This is a genomic window from Loktanella sp. DJP18 (assembly GCF_049310965.1).
GTDB lineage: Bacteria > Pseudomonadota > Alphaproteobacteria > Rhodobacterales > Rhodobacteraceae > Loktanella.
The window spans coordinates 33,959-56,284 of the sequence record NZ_JBMERN010000024.1 but is presented as its reverse complement, the minus strand read 5'-3'; the positions used below and the strand labels follow the sequence as shown (position 1 = coordinate 56,284).

At 64.1% G+C, this 22,326-nt stretch carries 20 protein-coding genes; 17 read left to right on the top strand and 3 right to left on the bottom strand.

Annotation, left to right across the window (positions count from 1 at the left end; translation table 11 throughout):
- The 5 genes from ACOI1H_RS09610 to ACOI1H_RS09590 form a co-directional block, all read left to right on the top strand.
- Positions 1–966, top strand: a 966-nt coding sequence (locus ACOI1H_RS09610) for a LysR family transcriptional regulator (RefSeq protein WP_422436972.1), incomplete at its 5' end; no start/stop codon positions are given.
- A gap of 220 nt (positions 967–1,186) precedes the next feature.
- Positions 1,187–2,575, top strand: coding sequence for an NAD(P)/FAD-dependent oxidoreductase (locus ACOI1H_RS09605; protein WP_422436971.1), 1,389 nt, complete (start codon positions 1,187–1,189; stop codon positions 2,573–2,575).
- A 133-nt stretch (positions 2,576–2,708) separates the two neighbouring features.
- Entirely contained in the window at positions 2,709–3,923 is a 1,215-nt protein-coding gene (locus tag ACOI1H_RS09600) for an NAD-dependent epimerase/dehydratase family protein (protein ID WP_422436970.1), read from the top strand.
- The gene (locus ACOI1H_RS09595) at positions 3,923–4,726 is read left to right on the top strand and encodes a glycosyltransferase (protein ID WP_422436968.1); all 804 of its coding nucleotides are present in this window, start codon (positions 3,923–3,925) and stop codon (positions 4,724–4,726) included. The genes ACOI1H_RS09600 and ACOI1H_RS09595 overlap by 1 nt, the downstream gene beginning before the upstream one ends.
- Positions 4,723–5,592, top strand: a complete 870-nt coding sequence (locus ACOI1H_RS09590) for an NAD-dependent epimerase/dehydratase family protein (protein WP_422436966.1) — start codon at positions 4,723–4,725, stop codon at positions 5,590–5,592. The genes ACOI1H_RS09595 and ACOI1H_RS09590 overlap by 4 nt, the downstream gene beginning before the upstream one ends.
- Here ACOI1H_RS09590 and ACOI1H_RS09585 read toward each other — a convergent pair.
- A complete protein-coding gene (locus tag ACOI1H_RS09585; protein WP_422436964.1) occupies positions 5,584–6,564 on the bottom strand; it encodes a LysR family transcriptional regulator in 981 nt (326 codons plus the stop codon). The genes ACOI1H_RS09590 and ACOI1H_RS09585 overlap by 9 nt on opposite strands.
- A 202-nt stretch (positions 6,565–6,766) precedes the next feature.
- Between ACOI1H_RS09585 and chvE the strand changes: the two genes are divergently transcribed.
- From chvE to ACOI1H_RS09550, 7 genes are all read left to right on the top strand, one after another.
- Positions 6,767–7,810 (top strand): multiple monosaccharide ABC transporter substrate-binding protein, encoded by a 1,044-nt coding sequence (gene chvE, locus ACOI1H_RS09580; protein WP_422436977.1) that lies wholly within the window; start codon positions 6,767–6,769, stop codon positions 7,808–7,810.
- A 124-nt stretch (positions 7,811–7,934) separates the two neighbouring features.
- Complete coding sequence (gene mmsA / locus ACOI1H_RS09575; protein WP_422436963.1) at positions 7,935–9,467, top strand: multiple monosaccharide ABC transporter ATP-binding protein; 1,533 nt, start codon at positions 7,935–7,937, stop codon at positions 9,465–9,467.
- A complete protein-coding gene (mmsB, locus tag ACOI1H_RS09570) occupies positions 9,464–10,675 on the top strand; it encodes a multiple monosaccharide ABC transporter permease (RefSeq protein ID WP_422436962.1) in 1,212 nt (403 codons plus the stop codon). Before mmsA ends, mmsB begins: the two co-directional genes overlap by 4 nt.
- A gap of 3 nt (positions 10,676–10,678) precedes the next feature.
- Positions 10,679–11,668, top strand: coding sequence for an AraD1 family protein (gene araD1 / locus ACOI1H_RS09565; protein ID WP_422436960.1), 990 nt, complete (start codon positions 10,679–10,681; stop codon positions 11,666–11,668).
- Between the two features lie 9 nt (positions 11,669–11,677).
- A complete protein-coding gene (gene araD / locus ACOI1H_RS09560) occupies positions 11,678–13,420 on the top strand; it encodes an L-arabinonate dehydratase (protein ID WP_422436958.1) in 1,743 nt (580 codons plus the stop codon).
- A gap of 52 nt (positions 13,421–13,472) precedes the next feature.
- Positions 13,473–14,384, top strand: a complete 912-nt coding sequence (locus ACOI1H_RS09555; protein WP_422436975.1) for a Gfo/Idh/MocA family protein — start codon at positions 13,473–13,475, stop codon at positions 14,382–14,384.
- A 16-nt stretch (positions 14,385–14,400) separates the two neighbouring features.
- Positions 14,401–15,924, top strand: a complete 1,524-nt coding sequence (locus ACOI1H_RS09550; RefSeq protein WP_422436957.1) for an aldehyde dehydrogenase (NADP(+)) — start codon at positions 14,401–14,403, stop codon at positions 15,922–15,924.
- 13 nt (positions 15,925–15,937) lie between these two features.
- On the opposite strand, the gene ACOI1H_RS09545 is transcribed toward ACOI1H_RS09550, so the two are convergent.
- Positions 15,938–16,837, bottom strand: a complete 900-nt coding sequence (locus ACOI1H_RS09545; protein ID WP_422436956.1) for a sugar kinase — start codon at positions 16,835–16,837, stop codon at positions 15,938–15,940.
- Positions 16,834–17,559, bottom strand: a complete 726-nt coding sequence (locus ACOI1H_RS09540; RefSeq protein ID WP_422436955.1) for a GntR family transcriptional regulator — start codon at positions 17,557–17,559, stop codon at positions 16,834–16,836. Before ACOI1H_RS09540 ends, ACOI1H_RS09545 begins: the two co-directional genes overlap by 4 nt.
- Before the next feature lie 153 nt (positions 17,560–17,712).
- Here ACOI1H_RS09540 and uxaC point away from each other — a divergent pair, with 153 nt between their 5' ends.
- From uxaC to ACOI1H_RS09515, 5 genes are read left to right on the top strand one after another with little or no spacing between them, the layout of a single operon-like run.
- Positions 17,713–19,119 (top strand): glucuronate isomerase, encoded by a 1,407-nt coding sequence (gene uxaC / locus ACOI1H_RS09535; RefSeq protein ID WP_422436954.1) that lies wholly within the window; start codon positions 17,713–17,715, stop codon positions 19,117–19,119.
- A 28-nt stretch (positions 19,120–19,147) separates the two neighbouring features.
- The gene (locus ACOI1H_RS09530) at positions 19,148–20,128 is read left to right on the top strand and encodes a TRAP transporter substrate-binding protein (protein ID WP_422436953.1); all 981 of its coding nucleotides are present in this window, start codon (positions 19,148–19,150) and stop codon (positions 20,126–20,128) included.
- 59 nt (positions 20,129–20,187) lie between these two features.
- Positions 20,188–20,715, top strand: a complete 528-nt coding sequence (locus ACOI1H_RS09525; protein ID WP_422436951.1) for a TRAP transporter small permease — start codon at positions 20,188–20,190, stop codon at positions 20,713–20,715.
- Positions 20,716–21,996 carry a TRAP transporter large permease gene (locus ACOI1H_RS09520; RefSeq protein WP_422436950.1) on the top strand — a complete coding sequence of 427 codons (1,281 nt, stop codon included), beginning with the start codon at positions 20,716–20,718 and terminating at the stop codon, positions 21,994–21,996. It begins immediately after the preceding gene.
- Positions 21,997–22,007: 11 nt separating this feature from the next.
- Complete coding sequence (locus ACOI1H_RS09515; protein ID WP_422436949.1) at positions 22,008–22,313, top strand: cupin domain-containing protein; 306 nt, start codon at positions 22,008–22,010, stop codon at positions 22,311–22,313.
- Positions 22,314–22,326: the final 13 nt, after the last annotated feature.

Genomic DNA, 22,326 nt, shown 5'->3' with positions numbered 1-22,326 from the left:
CTGACGGCCGTGGCACCGCGTCTGGTCCTGACCGCGACGACGGCGCAGCTTCGGGCGCTGATCGCCGTGGTCGAAGCGCAGAATTTCACCATCGCTGCCCGCCGACTGGGACTGGCGCAGCCGACCGTGCATCGCGCAATTGCGCTGCTGGAATCCGAGGCGGGTCGCCCGCTGTTCGACCGCGCCCCGCATGGCACCGTCGCTATACGTGCGACGCAGGCATTGGGGCTTGCCGCAAGGCTGGCGCTGACGGAACTCGATCAGGCTTCCGCCGATCTGGCCGAACTCGATGGCCGGACCGAAGGGCAGATCGTCATCGGTGCATTGCCCCTGTCACGGTCCGCTTTGCTGCCACGGACGCTGGCCGCGTTCCGCGCGCGCCGCCCCCTGCAGGGGATCACCGTGATCGACGGGATTTACGACGAACTCCTTGGCTATTTGCGCCGAGGAGAGATCGATTTCATGATCGGTGCCATGCGCGATCCGCTGCCCATCCGTGACGTGGTGCAGGACGCGTGGTATCATGACGGCATGTCCGTCGTGGCGGGATTGGGGCATCCGCTGGTCGGCCAGGGTCCGGTGCCGCTATCCCGACTGGCGGATTTTCCTTGGGTGGTGGCCCGTCGCGGCACACCCGCGCGGGACCAGTTCGATGACCGGATCGCGCGCCATCTGCCCCGCTTGCCGGTAATCGAGACGGGTTCCGTCCTGCTGATGCGTGGGCTCTTGCAGGACAACCTGCATCTGGGGTGCGTGTCCTCCGGTCAAGCCGCCCCCGAGATCGCCGCAGGCCAGATGATCGCGCTTGAAACCGGGATCGACTGGCCCGGCCGCCCCATCGGCATGACGACCCGGACCGATTGGCTGCCCACGACGGCACAGACGGACATGCTGGATATCTGCCGCAAGACCGCGTCGCTCCTGCCGGGTGGCCTGCAACGCGAAGACGCTCCATATCTGCTTTGAAAGGGCAGAACGGGCCCATCATACCGGTGGTTCGAACCATGCGGGGCACGATGTTTCTGCTATTAGGCCAATGCGGGTTCGGCCCTTCAACTCTCCGATGATGTCGCCCCCAGATGTCGCGCGGATGGCCGGTCCGAGCAATCGGATCGGGGATCGGCACCTTTCGTCATGTGCCGAACGGCGTTATGGCTGTGACCGTGACATTGCGGGAGCGTGAGCCTTGACGATCAGACACAAGTGCCTGTCGGATGCCAGGCTGTATCCGCTGTGGCTGGACGATCCTGCCGCCCCGACCGCCGTGCCGCATCTTGTCGGGCCGACCGACGCCGATCTGCTGATCGTCGGTGGCGGTTTTACCGGACTTTGGGCCGCGATCATCGCCAAGCAGCGTGATCCCGGCCGCGATGTCGTCCTGATCGAGGCGGGCAAGGTCGCGCACGGTGCGTCGGGGCGTCCGGGCGGCATCGTGTCCACCTCGGTCATGCACGGTCTGGCGAACGCGCAGCGGGTCTTTCCCCACGACCTTGCGCTGCTGGAACGGCTGGGGATCGACAACCTCGACGGCTGGCGGCAGACGATAGAGGACTTCGGCATCGACGCCGATCTGGAATGGGGCGGCGAGATGACCGTCGCCATCGGCAAAGCCAGCATCCCGGACCTGCGGCAGGAATACGACCTGCATCAAGCGCACGGACATGACGTCCTCTGGCTAGACCGCGACGGGGTGCAGGCCGAAGTCGCCTCGCCGTTGTTTCAGGCGGGGCTGTGGTCGCGTGACCGGACGGGGACCGTCAATCCGGCGAAACTGGCTTGGGGTCTTCGCGACGCCGCCATTACGCTGGGCGTGCGGCTGTTCGAACACACTCGGATGGAACGTGTCGACGATCTGGGTTCGCGTCTGCGGATCACGACCCACGACGGTCGCATCGACGCCCCGCGTGTCCTGTTCGGAACGAATGCCTGGGGGGCCGGACACAAACACATCAAGCGCTATGTCGTCGCCATGCGGGACCGCGTCCTTGCGACCGAACAGCTGAGCCCGGAACAGCTCGACCGCGTCGGGTGGACACACCGGCAGGGCCTTTACGATACCCGGACGCAGCTGAACTACATGCGCCTGACGCGGGATAACCGCATCGTCTACGGCGGGCGCATCGGCTATCATTTCAACGATGACATCGATCCTCCCGGTGATCGCCAGATCGCGGTCTACGACCGGCTTGCGGGGTATTTTCTGCGCACCTTTCCGCAGCTTGCCGATGTGCGCTTCACGCATGCGTGGTCGGGTCCGATCGACATGACCACCCGGCTTGCGGTGCATTTCCAGCCCTATCATGACGGCAAGGCCGTCTATGTCGGCGGCTATTCCGGTTTCGGCGTGACCGCGTCCCGGTTCGGCGCGCGCATGGGACTCGAGATGCTGGACAAGACCGGCGTGCCGGAACTGCAACTGGCACTGGCGACCAGCCTGCCGCGCCGTATCCCGCGCGAACCGTTTCGATGGATCGGCGCGGGCATCACCATGCGCGCACTGGACGAGGCCGACGAAAAGGGCGGGTGGCGCAGGCACTGGCTGCGGTTGGTGCATGCGATGGGCTTTCCCCTCTGACGCTGTCCGGTCAGGCGTATTGGCGGCGAAATCCTGCCAGTGCGCACCACCGGCAATCTGGCGGACCGGGCGAAGTCGCGTCATACCGCTGTCACGCGTCTGCGCAACAGTCGCATCAGCAGGAGGATGGGTCATGAAAATTGCAATTCTGGGCGGCGACGGTTTCGTCGGTTGGCCCACCACGCTGCACCTGTCGGACCAGGGGCACGAGGTGCATGTCATCGACAACCTCTCTCGCCGCTGGATCGACGCGGAACTGGGCGTGCAGTCGCTGACGCCGATGGACAGCATCCAGGAACGCTGCCGCATCTGGCATGACGTCACCGGACGGCGCATCCATTTCCACCTGCTTGACCTTGCGCAGGAATACGAGCGGGCGAAGGCGTGGCTGGGCGACCACAAGCCTGATGTCGTGATCCATTTCGCCGAACAACGCGCAGCACCCTATTCGATGAAGACCGACCGTCACAAGGTCTATACGGTGAACAACAACATCATCGCCACGCACAACCTGTTGGCCGCCTTGGTGGAAACCGGCATCGACGCGCATGTGATCCACCTGGGCACTATGGGCGTCTACGGCTATTCCTCGGTCGGGGCCCCGATCCCCGAAGGCTACCTCGACGTCCAGATCGACACGCCGGCCGGCCCGAAAGAGCAAGAGATTCTGTATCCGACCAAGCCCGGTTCGGTCTATCACATGACGAAAAGCATGGATCAGATCCTGTTCCAGTTCTATGCGCAGAACGATGGCTTGCGGATCACCGACCTGCATCAGGGCATCGTCTGGGGCACCCATACCGCGCAGACTCGGCGGCATGATCAGTTGATCAACCGTTTCGATTACGACGGCGACTACGGCACCGTGCTGAACCGTTTCCTGATCCAGGCAGCCATCGGCTATCCGCTGACGGTGCATGGCACCGGCGGACAGACGCGGGCCTTCATCCACATTCAGGACTCTGTCCGCTGCATCGAGCTTGCGATGGGCGACGCGCCAAAGGCCGGCGACCGGGTGCGAATCTTTAACCAGATGACCGAGACGCACCGTGTCCGCGATCTGGCCGCGCTGATCGCGCAGCAGACCGGGGCCAAGGTGTTGAACCTGCCGAACCCGCGCAAGGAAGCCGCGGAGAATGACCTGATCGTGCGCAACGCGCAGTTTCTGGCCCTTGGCCTGAACCCCACGACGCTGGCCGAAGGTCTGCTGGCCGAGGTCGTCGAAGTCGCCCGCAAGTATGCGCACCGCATCGACCGCAGCCGCGTGCCGGCCGTGTCGGCCTGGACGCGCGATTTGGCCGAAAAGGTGGAACACGACCCCGAAGGCAAGAAGCTGCGCGCCGTCTGATGACGCGGCGCGCCTATGTCACGCTTGTCACCAACGCGGATTTTGCGCTGGGGGCGCGGGCGTTGATCCGGTCACTGACGCTGACCGGCACGACGGCCGATCTGGTGGTGATGCACACGGGGGGCGTTGCCGCCGATGCGCTAGACCTGCTCTCACGTTTGGGTGCGCGGCTGATACCCGTCGATCTTCTGGACACCTCGCCCGCCTTCAACGCGGCGCATGACCGCGCAGCTTTGCATGGCCGCGCACCGTTCACCAAGGGCAGCAAACCCGCATTCCACACACCGCTCGACAATTTCGCCAAGCTGCGGCTTTGGCAGCTGGACTATGACCAGGTGGTGTTTCTGGATGCCGACACGCTGGTCCTGCGCAACTGCGACCGGCTGTTCGACTATCCGGAATTCTGTGCGGCCCCCAATGTCTACGAAGGCCTCGCCGACTTTCGCCGCATGAACTCCGGCGTGTTCACGGCGCGCCCCGATCCCGCGACATTTGCCGCGATGATGGACCGGGTGGATGCAGCGGGGGCCTTTTGGCCGCGCACGGACCAGAGCTTTCTGCAGGATTACTTTCCCGACTGGCATGGCCTGCCTATCCATTACAACATGCTGCAATACGTCTGGTTCAATCTGCCGGACCTGTGGCACTGGCCCGACATTCATGTGCTGCATTACCAGTATGAGAAGCCGTGGCAGGCGGCCCATGCGCGCAGTGCTGCGCTGGCCCCGCTGACGGCGCTGTGGCACGCCTATGCCGGGGACGGTCCGGTGCCGGTGGCCGCGGACCTGCCGCCGCCCACATGAGGATCGCGATCACTGGGGCGACGGGCCGCGTCGGCTATCCCGTGGCACGCAATCTCGCGGCGCAGGGTCACAGCGTCACGACGCTTGGGCGGCGGCCCGTGCCCGGCCTGTCTTATCTGGACTGGAGCCTCGATCTGCCGCCGCCGGACCTGTCGGATTTCGACGCGCTGGTTCACGCTGCATTCGCCCATGTGCCGGGACGCTACCGGGGTGGCGAGGGCGATGATCCCGCTGGGTTCCGCGCCCTCAATCTGAATGGCACGCTGCGGCTGTTCGCGCACGCCAAATCATCCGGTGTGGCGAGGATCGTTTTTCTGTCGTCGCGGGCGGTCTACGATGGCTATTCGCCCGGCACGGTGCTGGCCGACGGACTGTCCGCACGACCCGCCACCCTATACGCAGAGGTGAAGGCCGAGGCAGAAGCATGGCTGACCGGATCCGCTGGCCCGTCCCTTGCCGTGGCGAGCCTGCGGGCGACCGGCGTTTACGGTGCCGGGGTGCCCGGTCAGCCGCACAAGTGGGACGCACTCTTTGCCGCCCATCTTTCGGGCCAAGTGCAGCCGGCGCGGGTCGGGTCGGAGGTGCATGAGGACGACATCGCCGCCGCGGTCGGCCTGTTGCTGACGGTCCCCCCGGGGTGCCTTGCGCCCGTCACGTTCAATGCCTCTGACATCCTGCTGGATCACCACGATCTGCTGGCCTGCGTCAACGATCTGACCGGCAAGGACCGTCCGCTGCCAAAGCGGTCCGATCCCGCTATGGTCGGTGTCATGACAACTGACCGTCTGCGCGATCTGGGCTGGACGCCGCGCGGTTTGTCCGGTCTGCGCCCGACCGTCGCCGCCCTGTTGACCGGTTCAACCTGACCCTGCGGCCCGCGCGGCAATGCGGTCGCGCAGCAGGGTCAGGACGCGGGCAACCGCCGCATTGGGCTCTGCGTCGCGGCGACAGACAAGCGCATAGGGCGACACCGCCATGTCCGGGGCAAGGTCCAGAATCCGCATGTCGCTGTTCATCCGTGTCGGCGCGACCAGCACCTCTGCCACCGACCGCGCCACGGGGGCCACGACGTTGGTGTCGGACACGATGCCCAACGTCAGGACAAGCGACGACGTGGTCAGGATACGCTGCGGCGGGGCGAGGCCGCATTGCAGCAGATAAGCCTCGACCGCCTGCCGCATCAGGCCGGCACTGGCCTGCATTACCCAGTCGTAGGCCAGCGTATCGGACAGCGTCGGTGCGGGCCGGGTCATCAGCGGATGATCCTTGCGCACGATCAGCGCGATCGGTTCCGCCCCGACCGTGATGGCCGTCACATCCTGCGCCGAGACATTCGCAAGCATCCGCCCGAGGTAGAAGTCGACCCGGTGCGCCAGCAGCGCATCCGCCAGCACGTCGGAGGTATCGACCAACACGTCAAAGGCGATCTCGGGGTAGGTCACGCGCAGGTCGCGGATCAGCGGCAGGATCAGTGCGACACCCGGCCCCGTCACGGTGCCAATGCGAACCAGACCGCCCGACCCGTTTGCAATGTCGTCCATCTCGTCGAACGCGACCTCGAGGTGTTGCAGAGCCAGCCGCGCCCGCTTTGCCAGCAGCGCACCAGCTGCCGTCAGCGCCACGCCACGCGGATGACGCTGGTACAGTTGCGTGCCGACAGTGCGTTCAAGGTCCGTCAACATCCGCGAGGCTGCGGGCTGGGTCATGCCGACCAGAGACGCAGCACCTGAAATCTGTCCCAGGTCCGCGACAGCAATCAGCAGACGCAGTTGCGGCAACCGCAGGCCGCGCTGGATCAACGCTGCGGCTGAACCGTCACGGGGCATGTGTGCAGGCATGTGAACCCCATTTTCGATGCTATGACATGGGAGATATATCCATGCGTGAACAATTCATTTGATCGATATATCCAACGCGGTCAATCTGCGCCCGTGCTCTGGCCGATGCGTCGGCCGGACTGCGCATTGAAAAAAGCGCGACCATCGGGGGGAAACTGGTGGCAGCCGCGCAAGGGAGGACGACATGAACATTCTGAAATCCATGCTGGCGACGACGGCACTCGTCGCCATGACCACCGGAGCCTGGGCGCAGGACGCGGGCTATGTCGGCATCGCCATGCCGACCAAATCCTCGGCCCGCTGGATCGCCGACGGCGAAAACATGGTCAAGCAGTTCGAAGAGGCCGGCTTTACCACCGACCTGCAATACGCCGAGGATGATATCCCGAACCAGTTGGCCCAGATCGAGAACATGATCACCAAGGGCGTCGACGTTTTGGTCATCGCCGCCATCGACGGCACCACCCTGTCGAACGCGCTGGCCAACGCCGCCGCTGCCGATATCGAGGTCGTGGCCTATGATCGCCTGATCCGCGACAGCGGCGACGTCAGCTATTACGCAACCTTCGACAACTTCAAGGTCGGTGTGCAGCAGGCGACGACGCTGGTGGACGGCCTGAACGAACGCTTTCCCGATGCCAAGCCGTGGAATGTGGAACTGTTCGGCGGTAGCCCGGACGACAACAACGCCTACTTTTTCTACGACGGAGCCATGTCCGTGCTGCAACCGCTGATCGACGCGGGCGATATCGTGATCCAGTCCGGCCAGATGGGCATGGATCAGGTCGGCACGCTGCGCTGGGACGGGTCCGTCGCACAGGCCCGCATGGATAACCTGTTGTCTGCCAATTACACCGACAAGCCGGTCCACGCGGTCCTGTCGCCCTATGACGGCCTTTCCATCGGCATCCTGTCGTCGCTGAAGGGCGTCGGTTACGGGTCCGGCGACATGGCGATGCCCATCGTGTCCGGTCAGGACGCCGAAGTGCCTTCGGTCAAGTCGATGCTCGCCGACGAGCAGTATTCCACGATCTTCAAGGATACCCGCGAACTGGCCCGCGTTACCGTCGGCATGGTCGAGGCGCTGCTGAACGACGCAGAGCCCGAGATCAACGACACCGAGACCTATGACAACGGTGTCAAGGTCGTTCCGGCCTACCTGCTGGAGCCTGTGGCCGTGACCAAGGACAACATCCAGTCCGTGCTGATCGACGGTGGCTACTACACCGAAGACCAGATCAAGTGATCCTCCCTGTCGGGGGCGGCGCATCATCGCGCCGCCGCCGCGCTGGCCTCTGACACCGACCGCGAGGCACGGGTCGGAGGCCCTTTTTATCCTTTCAGGTTTCGCTTTGGCAGCGGGGGGCGCAATGTCGACACTTCTGGAAATGCGCGCGATCACCAAGGAATTTCCCGGCGTGAAGGCGCTGGACCGCGTCAGCCTGTCGGTCGAGGAAGGCGAGATCCACGCCCTCGTCGGTGAAAACGGGGCGGGCAAGTCGACGCTGATGAAGGTGCTGTCCGGCGTCTACCCGCACGGCAGCTATACCGGCGACATCGTGTATGACGGCGCGGTGCAATCCTTCGGCAGCATCCGCGATTCAGAATCGCGCGGCATCATCATCATCCACCAGGAACTCGCGCTGGTGCCGCTTTTGTCGGTGGCGGAAAACATCTATCTGGCCAACGAACGCGCCACGCGCGGCATCATGGACTGGCGCGCCACCCGCGCCGGCGCGGCCAAGCTGCTGGCCCGCGTCGGGCTTAAGGAGCATCCGGACACGCTGGTCGATGCACTGGGGCTGGGCAAGCAGCAGCTGGTCGAGATCGCCAAGGCGCTGTCCAAGGACGTGCGCCTGCTGATCCTGGATGAGCCGACGTCGTCCCTGAACGAGACCGACAGCACCAAGCTGCTGGATCTGCTGCTGGAATTCAAGCGGCAGGGGGTAACGTCGATCCTGATCAGTCACAAGCTGAACGAGATCAGCAAGGTGGCCGACACCATCACCGTGATCCGCGACGGGGCGACCGTGTCCCGTCTTGATTGCCGCACCGGCATTAGCGAAGGCGACATCATCCGCGACATGGTGGGCCGGTCGCTGGACGACCGCTATCCGCCGAAGGTCAACACGACGACGCGCGAAGTCGCAATGCGGGTGCAGAACTGGTGCGTGACCCATCCCCTGCACAGTGACCGGCAGGTCGTGAAGGACGTGTCATTTCACGTGAACAAGGGTGAAGTCGTCGGTATCGCGGGACTGATGGGGGCCGGGCGCACCGAACTCGCCATGTCGCTGTTCGGGCGCAGCTACGGCGCGCATATCACCGGCAACGCGCAGATCGGCGGGGTCGACGTAAACCTGTCGACGGTCCGCCGCGCAATCAACGCGGGCCTCGCTTACGCGACCGAGGACCGCAAGACCTATGGCCTCGTCCTTGACGACACCATCCGCCGCAACGTGCCGCTGGCCAACCTGCCCGGCGTGTCAGACGGCATGGTCGTCAACCGCGAACGCGAGGCAGAGGTCGCCGCCCGCTACCGCAAGCGTCTGAACATCAAGTCGAGCAGCATCGAGCAGGAAGCCGTGAACCTGTCCGGCGGCAATCAGCAAAAGGTCGTGCTGTCCAAGTGGCTGTTTGCCGACCCGGACGTGTTGATCCTCGATGAACCCACCCGCGGCATCGACGTGGGCGCGAAATACGAAATCTATACCGTGATCCGCGACCTCGCTGCGGCGGGCAAGGCAATCATCGTCATCTCTTCCGAGATGCCGGAATTGCTGGGCATCACCGACCGCATCTACGTCATGAACGAAGGCCGCTTCGTCGGCGAGATGCCGACGGCGGACGCCAGTCAGGAAAAGATCATGGCAACCATCATCAGATCGGGGGACCGCACATGACCCAGACCACCACGAACCCGGACAACGCCGATCTGCCGCCCGTGCAGATCAAGACGAGCTGGTCCTTCCTGCGCGGTCACATGCGCGAATACGGCATCCTGTTCGCGCTGATCGCGATCATGGCGTTCTTTCAGGTGGCGACAGGGGGCATCCTGCTGAAGCCGGTCAACCTGACGAACCTGATCCTGCAGAACAGCTACATCATCATCATGGCGATCGGGATGCTGCTGATCATCGTGGCGGGGCATATCGACCTGAGTGTCGGGTCCGTCATGGGCTTCATCGGCGCACTGGCCGCCGTGATGATTGTGAACTTCGACATCCCCTATCTGCTGGCGGGCATCATCTGCCTGTTTGCCGGGGCCGTGATCGGCATGGCGCAGGGTTTCTGGGTCGCCTACTTCAAGATCCCCAGCTTCATCGTCACGCTGGCGGGGATGCTGGTTTTCAAGGGGCTGACCCTGTGGCTGCTGGCGGGCCAGTCGGTCGGCCCGTTTCCGGCGCAATTCCAGTTGATCTCCTCCGGCTTCATTCCCGACCTGTTCGGAGGAGAGGAGTTGAACCTCTTTTCGCTCGCGATCGGCGTGATCGTGGCAACCACCATCCTGTTCCTTGCTGTCCGGTCGCGGTCCGAGGCCGCCAAGACCGGCAGCGTCGAGGAGCCCTTTGCCTTTTTCGCCGCCAAGAATGGCCTGATCTTTCTGGCGCTGATCTACATGAGCTACCTCATGGCCGACTTTCGGGGCCTGCCCAACGTGTTCATCGTCATGGCCCTGCTGATCGCGGTCTATTCCTTCGTCACCAGCCGCACGACCATTGGGCGGCGCATCTATGCCATCGGCGGGAACGAGAAGGCGGCGATGCTGTCGGGCATCAATGCGCCGCGCCTGACCTTTTTGACCTTCGCCAACATGGGCGTGCTGGCAGCCCTTGCGGGCCTCGTCTTTGCCGCCCGCCTGAACACCGCAACGCCCAAGGCGGGTGCGGGGTTCGAGCTGGACGTGATCGCCGCCGTCTTCATCGGTGGTGCCTCGATGGCCGGTGGCGTCGGCACCGTGGTAGGGGCCGTGATCGGTGCCTTCATCATGGGGGTGATGAACAACGGCATGTCGATCCTCGGGATCGGCATCGACTGGCAACAATGCATCAAGGGGCTGGTCCTGCTGGCCGCCGTGATCTTCGACGTGATGAACAAGCGAAAGGCCTGAACCATGCTCCTGTCCCAATACCGCACCGACACCGGTGGCATCCAGCTAGTCGCGCGCAACGGCACGCAGGCCTGCGCCGTCAAGACGGACATGTCGCTTTACGATCTGGCAATGGATTGCGCCGCATCAGGGACGTCCCTGCGTGATCGCATCGGGCAGCTTGGCATGGGCGAGAATGTGGATCTGGAGGCGCTTTATGCGGAGGGTCGCATGCTGCCGCCGCTGTTCCACCCGGACCCTGCGCATACCTACCTGACCGGTACCGGCCTGACCCATCTGGGGTCTGCCTCGACCCGGTCGGCGATGCACGAAAAAGAGGACAAGGCCGAGACGGATTCGATGAAGATGTTCCGCTGGGGCGTGGAGTCCGGCAAGCCCGAGGGAGACGGCCCCGGCGTGCAGCCCGAATGGTTCTACAAGGGCACCGGCCACGCGCTGATCGCGCCCGGTGCGCCCTTGCCGTCACCCAGTTTCGCGCTGGATGGCGGAGAGGAGCCGGAAATCGCGGGCCTCTACATCATCGGTTCGGACGGCACGCCGTTCCGCGTCGGGTTCGCACTGGCGAACGAGTTTTCGGACCATGTGACGGAAAAGCAGAACTACCTCTACCTCGCCCATTCCAAGCTGCGCGTGTGTTCCGTCGGGCCGGAGTTGCTGGTCGGCGATCTGCCCGCCGATATTCAGGGCCAAAGTCGCGTGATCCGCGACGGCACCGCGATCTTCGACGCGCCCTTCGTGAGCGGAGAGGCGAACATGTCCCACACCATCGCGAACCTCGAACACCACCACTTCAAGTATGGCATCTTCTGCCAGCCCGGCGACGTGCACATCCACATGTTCGGCACGGCGACATTGTCTTTCGCCACCGGCCTGTCCTGCGAAGAGGGGGACGTGTTCGAAATCACCGCCCCCGCCTTCGGGTTGCCGCTGCGCAACGCACTGGCCATAGAGGATGCAGCCCACGCGGGCCGTGTCACCGTCGCAACCCTGTAGGAAACGCTCATGCCCTTTACCCCCGCCCCCTGGCCCCGCCGTTTGCGTTCGCAGGAATGGTACGGCGGCACGTCCCGCGACAACATCTACCACCGGGGCTGGCTGAAGAACCAAGGCTACCCGGACGACCTGTTCGACGGGCGCCCAGTGATCGGCATCCTCAACACATGGTCCGACCTGACGCCCTGCAACGGTCATCTGCGCGAACTGGCTGAAAAGGTGAAGGCCGGTGTGTGGGAAGCGGGCGGTTTCCCGGTCGAAGTGCCGGTTTTTTCAGCCTCCGAGAACACCTTTCGCCCCACGGCGATGATGTATCGCAACCTTGCCGCAATGGCGGTCGAAGAGGTCATGCGCGCACAACCCATCGACGGCGCGGTGCTGCTGGTCGGTTGCGACAAGACCACGCCGTCGCTGCTGATGGGCGCGGCATCGACCGACATTCCGTCCATCGTCGTCACCGGCGGACCGATGCTGAACGGCTGGTTCCGGGGTGAACGGGTCGGGTCCGGCACGGCGCTGTGGCAGATGTCGGAAGACATCAAGGCCGGCAAGATGAGTCCCGGAGAATTTCTGGACGCCGAACAGGCGATGAGCCGATCGTCCGGCAGCTGCAACACCATGGGCACAGCCTCCACGATGGCCAGCATGGCCGAGGCGCTGGGCATGGCGCTGTCCGGCAACGCGGCTATTCCCGGTGTGGACTCACGCCGCCGCGTCATGGCGCAACTGACGGGCCGCCGCATCGTGCAGATGGTCAAGGACGACCTGAAGCCGTCGGACATCCTGACCAAGGACGCTTTCGAAAACGCGATCCGCTGCAACGGCGCCATCGGTGGGTCCACCAACGCGGTCATTCACCTGCTGGCGCTGGCGGGGCGTGTCGGCGTCGATGTGACGCTGGACGACTGGGATCGCTGCGGGCGCGACGTGCCCACCATCGTGAACCTGATGCCGTCGGGCAAATACCTGATGGAGGAATTCTTCTACGCCGGCGGCCTGCCCGTCGTGCTGAAACGCCTGAGCGAGGCGGGAATGTTGCATGACGACGCGCTGACCGTCAGCGGCACCACCATCGGCGAGGAGGTGGCGGGCGCAATCAACTGGAACGACGACGTCATCCTGCCGGTGGAAAAGGCGCTGGCTGCTTCCGGCGGCATCGCCGTGCTGCGCGGCAATCTGGCGCCCAACGGGGCCGTGCTGAAACCCTCTGCCGCCAGCCCGCATCTGATGAAGCATCGCGGCCGGGCTGTCGTGTTCGAGGATATCGACGACTACAAGGCGCGGATCGACGACGACGCGCTCGACATCGACGAAACCTGCGTGATGGTCCTGAAGAACTGCGGCCCGAAAGGGTATCCCGGCATGTCAGAGGTCGGCAACATGGGCCTGCCGCCCAAGGTGCTGAAGAAAGGCATCACCGACATGGTGCGGATTTCGGACGCGCGCATGTCCGGCACCGCCTATGGCACCGTCGTCCTGCATACGGCACCCGAGGCTGCGGCGGGTGGTCCGCTGGCCGTCGTGCGGACCGGCGACATGATCGAACTCGACGTCGCAGCCCGGCGCATCCATCTGGATATCTCGGACGGCGAACTGGCCGCGCGGCTGGCCGCATGGACCCCGCCCGCGCCCATGTTCACCAGCGGCTATTCCAAGCTGTTCGTCGACATGGTCGAAGGGGCCGACACCGGTGCCGATTTCACCATCCTGAAAGGAAACCGCGGACACGAGGTGCCACGTGACAGTCACTGACGTACGAGGAGCCGGTGCAGGCGGCGTGGGCCGCCAGCTCGTCAGCGAACCCATCGCCCTCCTGGGCATCGGCAAGATTGCCCGTGACCAGCACATTCCAGCCATCGCGGGCAGCAGCGCGTTTCATCTGGCCGCGACCGTCAGCCGGTCCGGCGGCATCGACGGCGTGGAAAATCACGCGGACATCGCTTACCTGCTGAAGGCACGCCCCGACATCCGTGTCCTGTCGCTTTGCATGCCCCCTGTGCCGCGTTTTGATATCGCCACCGCAGCACTAGCGGCAGGCAAGCATATCATGCTGGAAAAGCCGCCCGGTGCCACCGTGTCAGAGGTGCTGAAACTGGAACGCCTGGCCCGCGCGAAAGGCGTGACGCTTTACACGACATGGCATTCGCGAGAGGCGGCGGGCGTGGCACAGGCCCGCGCGCATCTGCGCGATGCCACGATCCGGCACGTCCAGATCGACTGGAAGGAAGATGTGCGGCGTTGGCATCCGGGACAGGAGTGGATCTGGCAGGCGGGTGGCCTTGGCGTATTCGACCCCGGCATCAATGCCCTGTCGATCATGACTGCGATCCTGCCGAACCCGGTGCATCTGACCGCCGCGACGCTTGCCTTTCCGGAAAACCGCGACACGCCCATCGCCGCCGACCTGACCTTTGCCGGGCCTGCGGGCATGACTGTTGGTGCCGCTTTCGACTGGCGACAGCAAGGCCCGCAAAGCTGGAACATCACGGTCGATACAACCGTTGGACAGGTGCGCCTGACCGATGGCGGGGCGACCCTGCATATCGACGGCATGGCGCAGGCGACGGATGGGCCGGGCGAATACCCCGGTCTCTATCACCGCTTTGCCGAACTCATCGAGGCTGGCCAGTCCGACGTGGACACCAGCCCCCTCCAGCATGTGGCGGATGCCTTCATGCTGGGCCGCCGCACCAGCGTCGCGGCTTTTCACGACTGACAAGAAGGAAGACGACATGACCAAGCTGACCGGCAACCACTACATCAATGGGGCCTGGGTCGCGGGAGGCGCGTCCTTTCAATCCGACCCCGTCACCGGCGACGCGCAGACCTTCCAGTCCGGCGGCGCGGCAGAGATCGACGCTGCCATGCAGGCCGCCGAGGCCGCGTTCGAGACTTACGGCTGGACCAGTCGCGCCGACCGCGCTGCCTTTCTGGACGCCATCGCCGACGAGATCGAGGCGCGCGGCGATGACCTGACGGCCTACGGGACTGCCGAGACCGGCTTGCCGGAAGCCCGCCTGAATGGCGAGCGCGGCCGCACAACTGGACAGTTGCGCCTGTTCGCGGACCATATCCGCAAGGTCGACTACCTTGATGTGCGCCTTGACGCGGCCATGCCGGACCGCGCGCCCCTGCCGCGCCCCGACCTGCGGATGATCCAGCGCCCGCTTGGCCCCGTCGGTGTCTTCGGCGCGTCAAACTTTCCGTTGGCGTTTTCCACGGCCGGCGGCGACACCGCAGCTGCCCTCGCCGCAGGCTGCCCCGTTGTCTACAAAGGCCATCCCGGCCACCCCGCGACGGGAGAGATCGTCGCGCAGGCCATCGCGGCTGCCGTGGAAAAGACCGGGATGCCCAAGGGCACCTTCGGCTTCGTCCAGTCCAACACGAACGCGGCGGGCGAGGCGTTGGTGCAGCACCCGCTGACCCGCGCCGTGGGCTTCACCGGATCGTTCCGGGGTGGCAAGGCGCTGTTCGATCTGGCGATGTCGCGCCCCGAACCGATCCCGTTCTTCGGAGAGCTGGGTGCGATCAATCCGGTCTTCGTGCTGCCCGCCGCCTCTGGTGCGCGCGCCGCAGACATCGGCACAAGTTGGGCCGGATCGCTGACGATGGGTGTCGGCCAGTTCTGCACCAACCCCGGTATCGTCGTGATCCGCGACGCGGACGCCGACGCCTTCATCGATGCGGCCGAGACTGCGTTGAAAGACGTGGCCCCCGCCCCGATGTTGACCGGCGGCACGGCCGAAGGTTATCGCCACGGTGTCGAGAAAATCGCCGGTGCCGCCAACGTGTCGACCCGCCTGAACGCCGCCTGCGACGGCCGCGAGGCCGGGCCGGCGCTGTTCGTCGTCGATGCCGCGGACTGGCTGGCGAACGACGATCTGGCGATCGAGATGTTCGGCCCTGCTGGTATCGTGATCCGCGCCGCCTCTGACGAGGACATGCTGGCCATCGCGCGCGGCCTGCACGGACAACTGACCTGCACGCTTCAGATGGACGACGGCGATACCGCGCTGGGTCAGCGGCTGGTGCCCGTTCTGGAACGCAAGGCCGGGCGTCTGCTGGTCAACGGCTTTCCCACCGGCGTCGAGGTCGCGGATGCGATGGTGCACGGTGGACCTTATCCCGCCAGCACGAACTTCGGCGCGACTTCGGTCGGCACCTTGGCGATCCGGCGGTTCCTGCGGCCAGTCTGTTACCAGAACATGCCGACGGCCTTGCTGCCCGACGACGTGCGGGACAAGCCTGCCGCCTGACGCGGGTCAGCGATCAGGTGATCGGGACAAGTGCCCCGCGCGCGCCGATGACGCGCGCGGCCAGCTCTGACGCTCGCGTGATCGCCGTGGCCTGGTCGGCCCCGGCGATCCGGGCGGCCAGATAGCCCGCGTTGAAGGAATCGCCTGCGGCGGTCGTGTCGACGACGCGGTCGACCTTGGCCGGTGCGTGTTCCTGGCTTTTGCCGTCCTCCAGCGACAGCATCGGACCCGGACCGTTCTTGACCACGACGCAGGTTGCCCCGGCGTCGGCGTAGCGCCGCGCCGTCGCCGCCACATCCGCGTCGCCGAACCACGTCACCTCGTCGTCGTGTGACGGCAGGACGATGTCGCTGATCCGTGCGGCCTGCATCACCGCAGCGGTCATGACATCTGTGTCCTGCCACAGATGCGGGCGCAGGTTGGGGTCGAAGACCACCTGCCTGCCACCCGCACGATGGGCCGCAAGCGCCGTCATCAGCCGCGCCCGATCATCCTCGGGCAAGATCGCGAGGGTGATGCCGGACACATAGGCGATGTCTGCCTGTGACAGGGCGCGCTCCAGCGCGATGTCGTCCTGCGCCAGCGTCCGCGCCGCACTTTGCCCGCGCCAGTAGCTGAAGCTGCGCTCTCCTGCCGCCAACTGGATCATGTAAAGCCCGACTGTGCGGTCCGACCGCCGCTGCACATGGGCGATGCCAAGGCCAGCGTCGGTCAGAAAGGCAATCATCTGTTCTGAAATGCCGTCGGTGCCAACCGCGGTAAGATAGTCGACGCTGTCGGTCGCAGGCAGCAGGCGGCGCAGGTACCACGCCGTGTTCATCGTGTCCCCCGCGAAACCCATGCGAAATTCGCCGGGCGCGGCGGTGGGGGCCATTTCGACCATGCATTCGCCGATGGACAGAATACGGGTCATGCCAGCGCATCCGTGAACCACGAATGGTTCTCTGTCTTCAGCCGATCGACCAGCGCGAGTATGCGCGACAGATGCGCGGTGATGGCGGCGATCGCCGCCGCCTCGTCGCGGCACGAAAGGGCATCGAAGATCGCGACGTGTTCGTCCAGCGCAAGGTTCTGCGATGCCGTATCAAGCGACAGCATCCGCACGCGATCCATATGAGCCTTGTTCTCGCTGATCACCTCCCACGCAAAGCCGACGCCGGCGCTGACGCAGATCTGATTGTGGAACGCATCGTCGAGGGCGTGGAATGTCTGGCGGTCGTCGTTGGCAATCACGGCCCGCTGGCGGTCAAGCAGGTCAGACAATTCGGCCAGGCCGTCGGGGGCCATGTGCGTGCAGGCACTTCGGCAGGTCTGCACCTCGAGGGCGAGGCGGATGAAACGCGATTTCACGACCGATGCCTCGGAGATCAGCGTGACTGTCGTGCCGCTCTGCGGACGAATGTGCAGGAAACCAAGCTTTGCCAAACGCTTGAATGCTTCGCGCACCGGCTGGCGGGACACGCCGATCTGGGTCGCGACGTCGGTTTCGGAAATCTTGGTACCCGGTGCAAGTTCAAGTGTCAGGATGCGCTGTTGCAGAATGTCAAAGACCTGATCCGCGACGGTCGGCTGCGACACCTGCCGTAATGGGGGCAAAGTCATCAGGTTAGCATTCTGCATTGCTGCCATTGTCATGCCGTTGGCTCCTTCACTTCGTCACCCGACCCTATCACGAAAACACCAGCTTCGTGCAACTGGGATATCAGTTGACAAGCTAAAACTGAAAAACTAGGATTTCAGTTGAAGGATGATGCCCGGCCTGACCGGCATCATCAAGAGAGGGGCCGCATGTCAGATCTGGATGATGACCGCCTGTTTCCGGCGGACCCGACCCTGCGGCGCATGGCGCGACAGCTTTATGATGGTGTCCGCGACCTGCCGATCATCAGCCCGCACGGGCATATCGACCCGCGCTGGTTCGCGCAGGATCAGAACTTTGCAAACCCTTCGCAACTTTTCGTAACCCCGGACCATTACGTGTTTCGCATGTTGCAGTCCCAAGGCATCCCGCTTGACGCATTGGGCGTGCCGCGTGCCGACGGCACCGTGGCGGATGTCGATCCGCGTGAGGTCTGGCGGCTGTTTGCGCAGAACTTTCACCTGTTTCGCGGCACGCCGTCGCGAATGTGGCTGGATCATGCGTTTCACGACGTCTTTGGCGTCACCGACCGTCTGTCTGTCACCAGCGCCGATTCGATATACGACCAGATCGACGCGCAGTTGCAGACCGATGCCTTCCGCCCCCGCGCCCTGTTCGAACGCTTCAACATCGAGGCGATCTCGACGACCGAATCCGCCATCGACGATCTGAAATGGCACCGCATGATCCGCGAATCGGGTTGGACCGGCAAGGTCGTCACCGCCTATCGCCCCGATGCCGTGGTCGATCCCGCCTTCGCCGGCTTTGCCGACAACGTGGCCAAGATGGGAGAGATGGCAGGCGAGGATGCGACGTCATGGCAAGGCTATCTCGCGGCGCATCGCAACCGGCGCGATTACTTCAAGTCCTTCGGCGCGACCTCCAGCGACCACGGCCATTCCTCCGCCCGGACGGAAGACCTGGCCCAAGACGTTGCGGCGCAACTGTTCGACAAGGCCCTGCAAGGCACCTGCACTGACGATGAGGCCGACGCCTTTCGCGGTCACATGCTGACGGAAATGGCGCGGATGTCGCTGGATGACGGGCTTGTGCTGCAAATCCATCCCGGCGCGTTCCGCAACCATTCCGATCCGGTCGCCGCCCGTCATGGCCGCGACAAGGGTTACGATATTCCGATGCGCACCGACTACGTCCACGCGCTAAAGCCTTTGCTGGATGCTGTCGGCCACCGTGCCGACCTGACCGTCATCCTGTTCACGCTGGATGAAACCACCTACGCGCGGGAACTGGCGCCAATGGCCGGCGTCTATCCTTGCCTACGGCTTGGCCCGCCATGGTGGTTTCACGACAGCCCCGAAGGCATGATGCGGTTCCGCGAGATGACGACGGAAACCGCCGGCTTCTACAACACCGTGGGCTTCAACGACGACACCCGCGCCTTCTGTTCGATTCCCGCCCGTCACGATGTGGCACGGCGGGTCGATTGCGCCTTTCTGGCCAATCTCGTCGCCACCGGCCGTCTGGCCGAGGACGAAGCACCCGAGGTCGCCCATGACCTTGCTTATCGGCTTGCAAAGCAGGCCTACCGGCTGTGATCAGCCACATTCCTGGGGAGGAAATCCAATGAATATCAAGACTTCACTTTTCGCGGCCCTGCTGGGCAGCGCCGCAATGGCCACCGCCGCCACCGCCTGCGAGACGACGCTGCGGTCGTCCGACACCCATCCCGACGGCTATCCCACCGTGGTCGCCGTGCAGGAAATGGGCAAGCTGCTGGAGGAACGCACCGGAGGCCGCCTGTGCATCGAGGTCTTCGCCTCGGCCCAGTTGGGCGAGGAAAAGGACACCATCGAGCAGACGCAGTTCGGCGTCATCGACATGAACCGGGTCAGCCTCGGGCCGTTCAACAACATGATCGAGGAAACGCAGGTCCCGTCGCTGCCCTATATCTTCCGATCGGTCGATCACATGCACAAGGTGATGGACGGACCCATCGGTCAGCAGATTCTGGACGCCTTCAGCGACCATGACCTGGTCGGCCTCGCGTTCTTCGACGGCGGTTCGCGCAGCTTCTATAACTCGGAAAAGCCGATCACCGCGATGGAAGACCTGGCCGGCATGAAGTTCCGCGTCATGCAGTCCGACATGTTCGTCGACATGGTCAGTGCGCTGGGGGCCAATGCGACCCCGATGCCTTATGGCGAGGTGTATTCCAGCATCCAGACCGGCGTCATCGATGGGGCCGAGAACAACTGGCCGTCCTACGACAGCTCGGGGCACTACGAGGTCGCCAAATACTTCACGATGGACGAACACTTGATCGTGCCGGAAGTGCTGGTCATGGCGAAATCCAGCTTCGAGGCGCTGAGCGCCGAGGATCAGGAGATCGTGCGCCAGGCCGCAAAGGACGTCGTCCCCGTGATGCGCGATCTCTGGGCCGCACGCGAGAAGGAGTCCGAGGACAAGGTCCGCGCCGCCGGAGTCGAGATCATCACCGACATCGACAAGACACCCTTCATCGAAGCAATGGTCCCGGTCTACGAAAAGTATGTCACCTCCGACACGCTCAAGCAGATGGTCACCGACATTCAGGCCACTGAATAAGCCACGCGTCCGCGCCCGGACTGATCCGGGCGCGGGACTTTGATGTCAGGGGACAGGTTTTGGAACGTTTCATGTTGCAGGTGGCGCACCTGACCGGCGCGCTTGCCCGGCTGGCCCTTTGGGTCGCGGGGGTCGGGCTTGTCCTGATGACCGCCTTCATCGCGGCACAGGTCTTCTGGCGCTACGTGCTGAACGACAGCATCATCTGGACCGAACCTGCGGCCGTGATGATCATGGGCTGGTTCATCTTCCTCGGTGCCGCCGTCGGCATCCGCGAAGGATACCACCTGTCATTCGACGTGCTGCTCTATGTCCTGCCGCATCGCGCGAAGATGGTGCTTTACACCTTGTCCGATTTATTCGTCACAGCCTTCGGCTGCGGCATGGTCTGGTATGGATCTTCATTGGCCTACAAGACATCCGGAAACGACATGCCGTCGCTGGGCATCTCGGGCGCTTGGAATTTCCTGCCCGTCGTCTTTGGCGGGGCGTTGATCGTCCTGTTTTCCGCCGAACGCATCGCCCGCCGCGCGGCGGGCCTGCCCACCAATCGCTTTGGCGACGACGCGGAAGTGGAGGCCGCCTGAATGGAACTTTATGTCCTGTTCGGATCATTCGTGTTCCTGTTGGTGATCGGCACGCCGGTCGCCTTCTGCCTTGGCGTGGCAAGCTTTGCCACGATCCTCTACCTCGGCCTCCCGCCCGTCGTGGTGTTCCAGCGCCTGAATTCGGGCGTGTCGGTCTTTGCGCTGATGGCGATCCCGTTCTTCATCTATGCGGGCGACCTGATGGTGCGCGGCGACATCGCCCGCAGGCTGGTGGCGCTGGCGGGCGCGATGGTCGGTCATCTGCGCGGCGGGCTGGGGCAAGTGAACGTGCTGGCTTCCGTGATGTTCGGTGGCGTGTCGGGGTCGGCGGCGGCTGACGCCTCTGCCGTCGGTGGTCTGATGGTCCCGCAGATGAAGGAACGCGGCTACGATGTCGATTATGCCGTGAACCTGACGGTCGTCGGGTCGATCATCGCGCTGCTGCTGCCGCCGTCGCACAACATGATCATCTATTCGATCAGTGCCGGGGGCCGCATTTCCATCGCGGACCTGTTCACCGCAGGGATCATCCCCGGTCTGCTGCTGGCGCTGTCTTTGATGATCGCCGCATGGGTCGTGGCCGTAAGGCGCGGCTATCCGACCGAGGTCTTTCCCGGTTTCGGCGCGCTTGGCATGATCTTTGCCGGTGCATTGCCCGGCCTGATCCTTGTCGCGATCATCTTCGGCGGTGTGCGGTCCGGTGTGTTCACTGCATCGGAATCGTCGAACATCGCCGTCGTCTACGCGCTGGGCGTCACGTTCTTCGTCTATCGCACCTTGTCCTTCAACGATTTCGTCGCCGCGACGATGGCGGCGGTGCGCACGACGGCGATGGTGCTGCTGGTGATCGGCTGCGCGGCCTCCTTCGGCTGGCTGCTGGCCTACCTCAAGGTACCGACCATGATGATCGAGGCGATGCAGGGCGTCAGCGACAATCCCATCGTGATCCTGCTGCTCTTGAACGTGATCCTGCTGATCCTTGGCACTTTCATGGACATGTCGCCGCTGATCGTGATCACGACGCCGATCTTCTTGCCGGTCGCCACTGCCTTTGGCGTCGATCCGGTGCATTTCGGCGTGATCCTGATCCTGAACCTTGGCATCGGGCTGTGCACGCCGCCAGTCGGGGCGGTGCTGTTCGTCGGCTGCGCCGTCGGGCGCATTCCGATCACGCAGGCGGTGCGCACGATCTGGCCGTTCTACGGGGCTGCCTTCGTCACGCTCATGTTTGTCACCTACATTCCTGCGCTGTCACTTTGGTTGCCGTCGCTGTTTCGCTAGAAAGGTTTGCAATGCCCTATCCCGTCGTCACCCCCGAGCCCGGCGTCACCCGCCAGGTCCTGTCCGAGACGCCCGACATGATGCTGGTCGCTGTCGGCTTTGCTGCCGGGGCCTGCGGCAAGCCGCACAGCCATCACCATGTGCAGGCAACCTACGTCAAATCCGGGCGGTTCACCTTCACCCTTGACGGTGTGGCGCATGACCTGACGCCCGGCGACAGCCTCGTGATCCCGTCCCACGTTACCCACGGTTGCGTTTGCGTGGAGGCCGGAGATTTGATTGACGCCTTCACGCCCCGCCGCGACGATTTCCTGTAAGAGACTGAAAGAA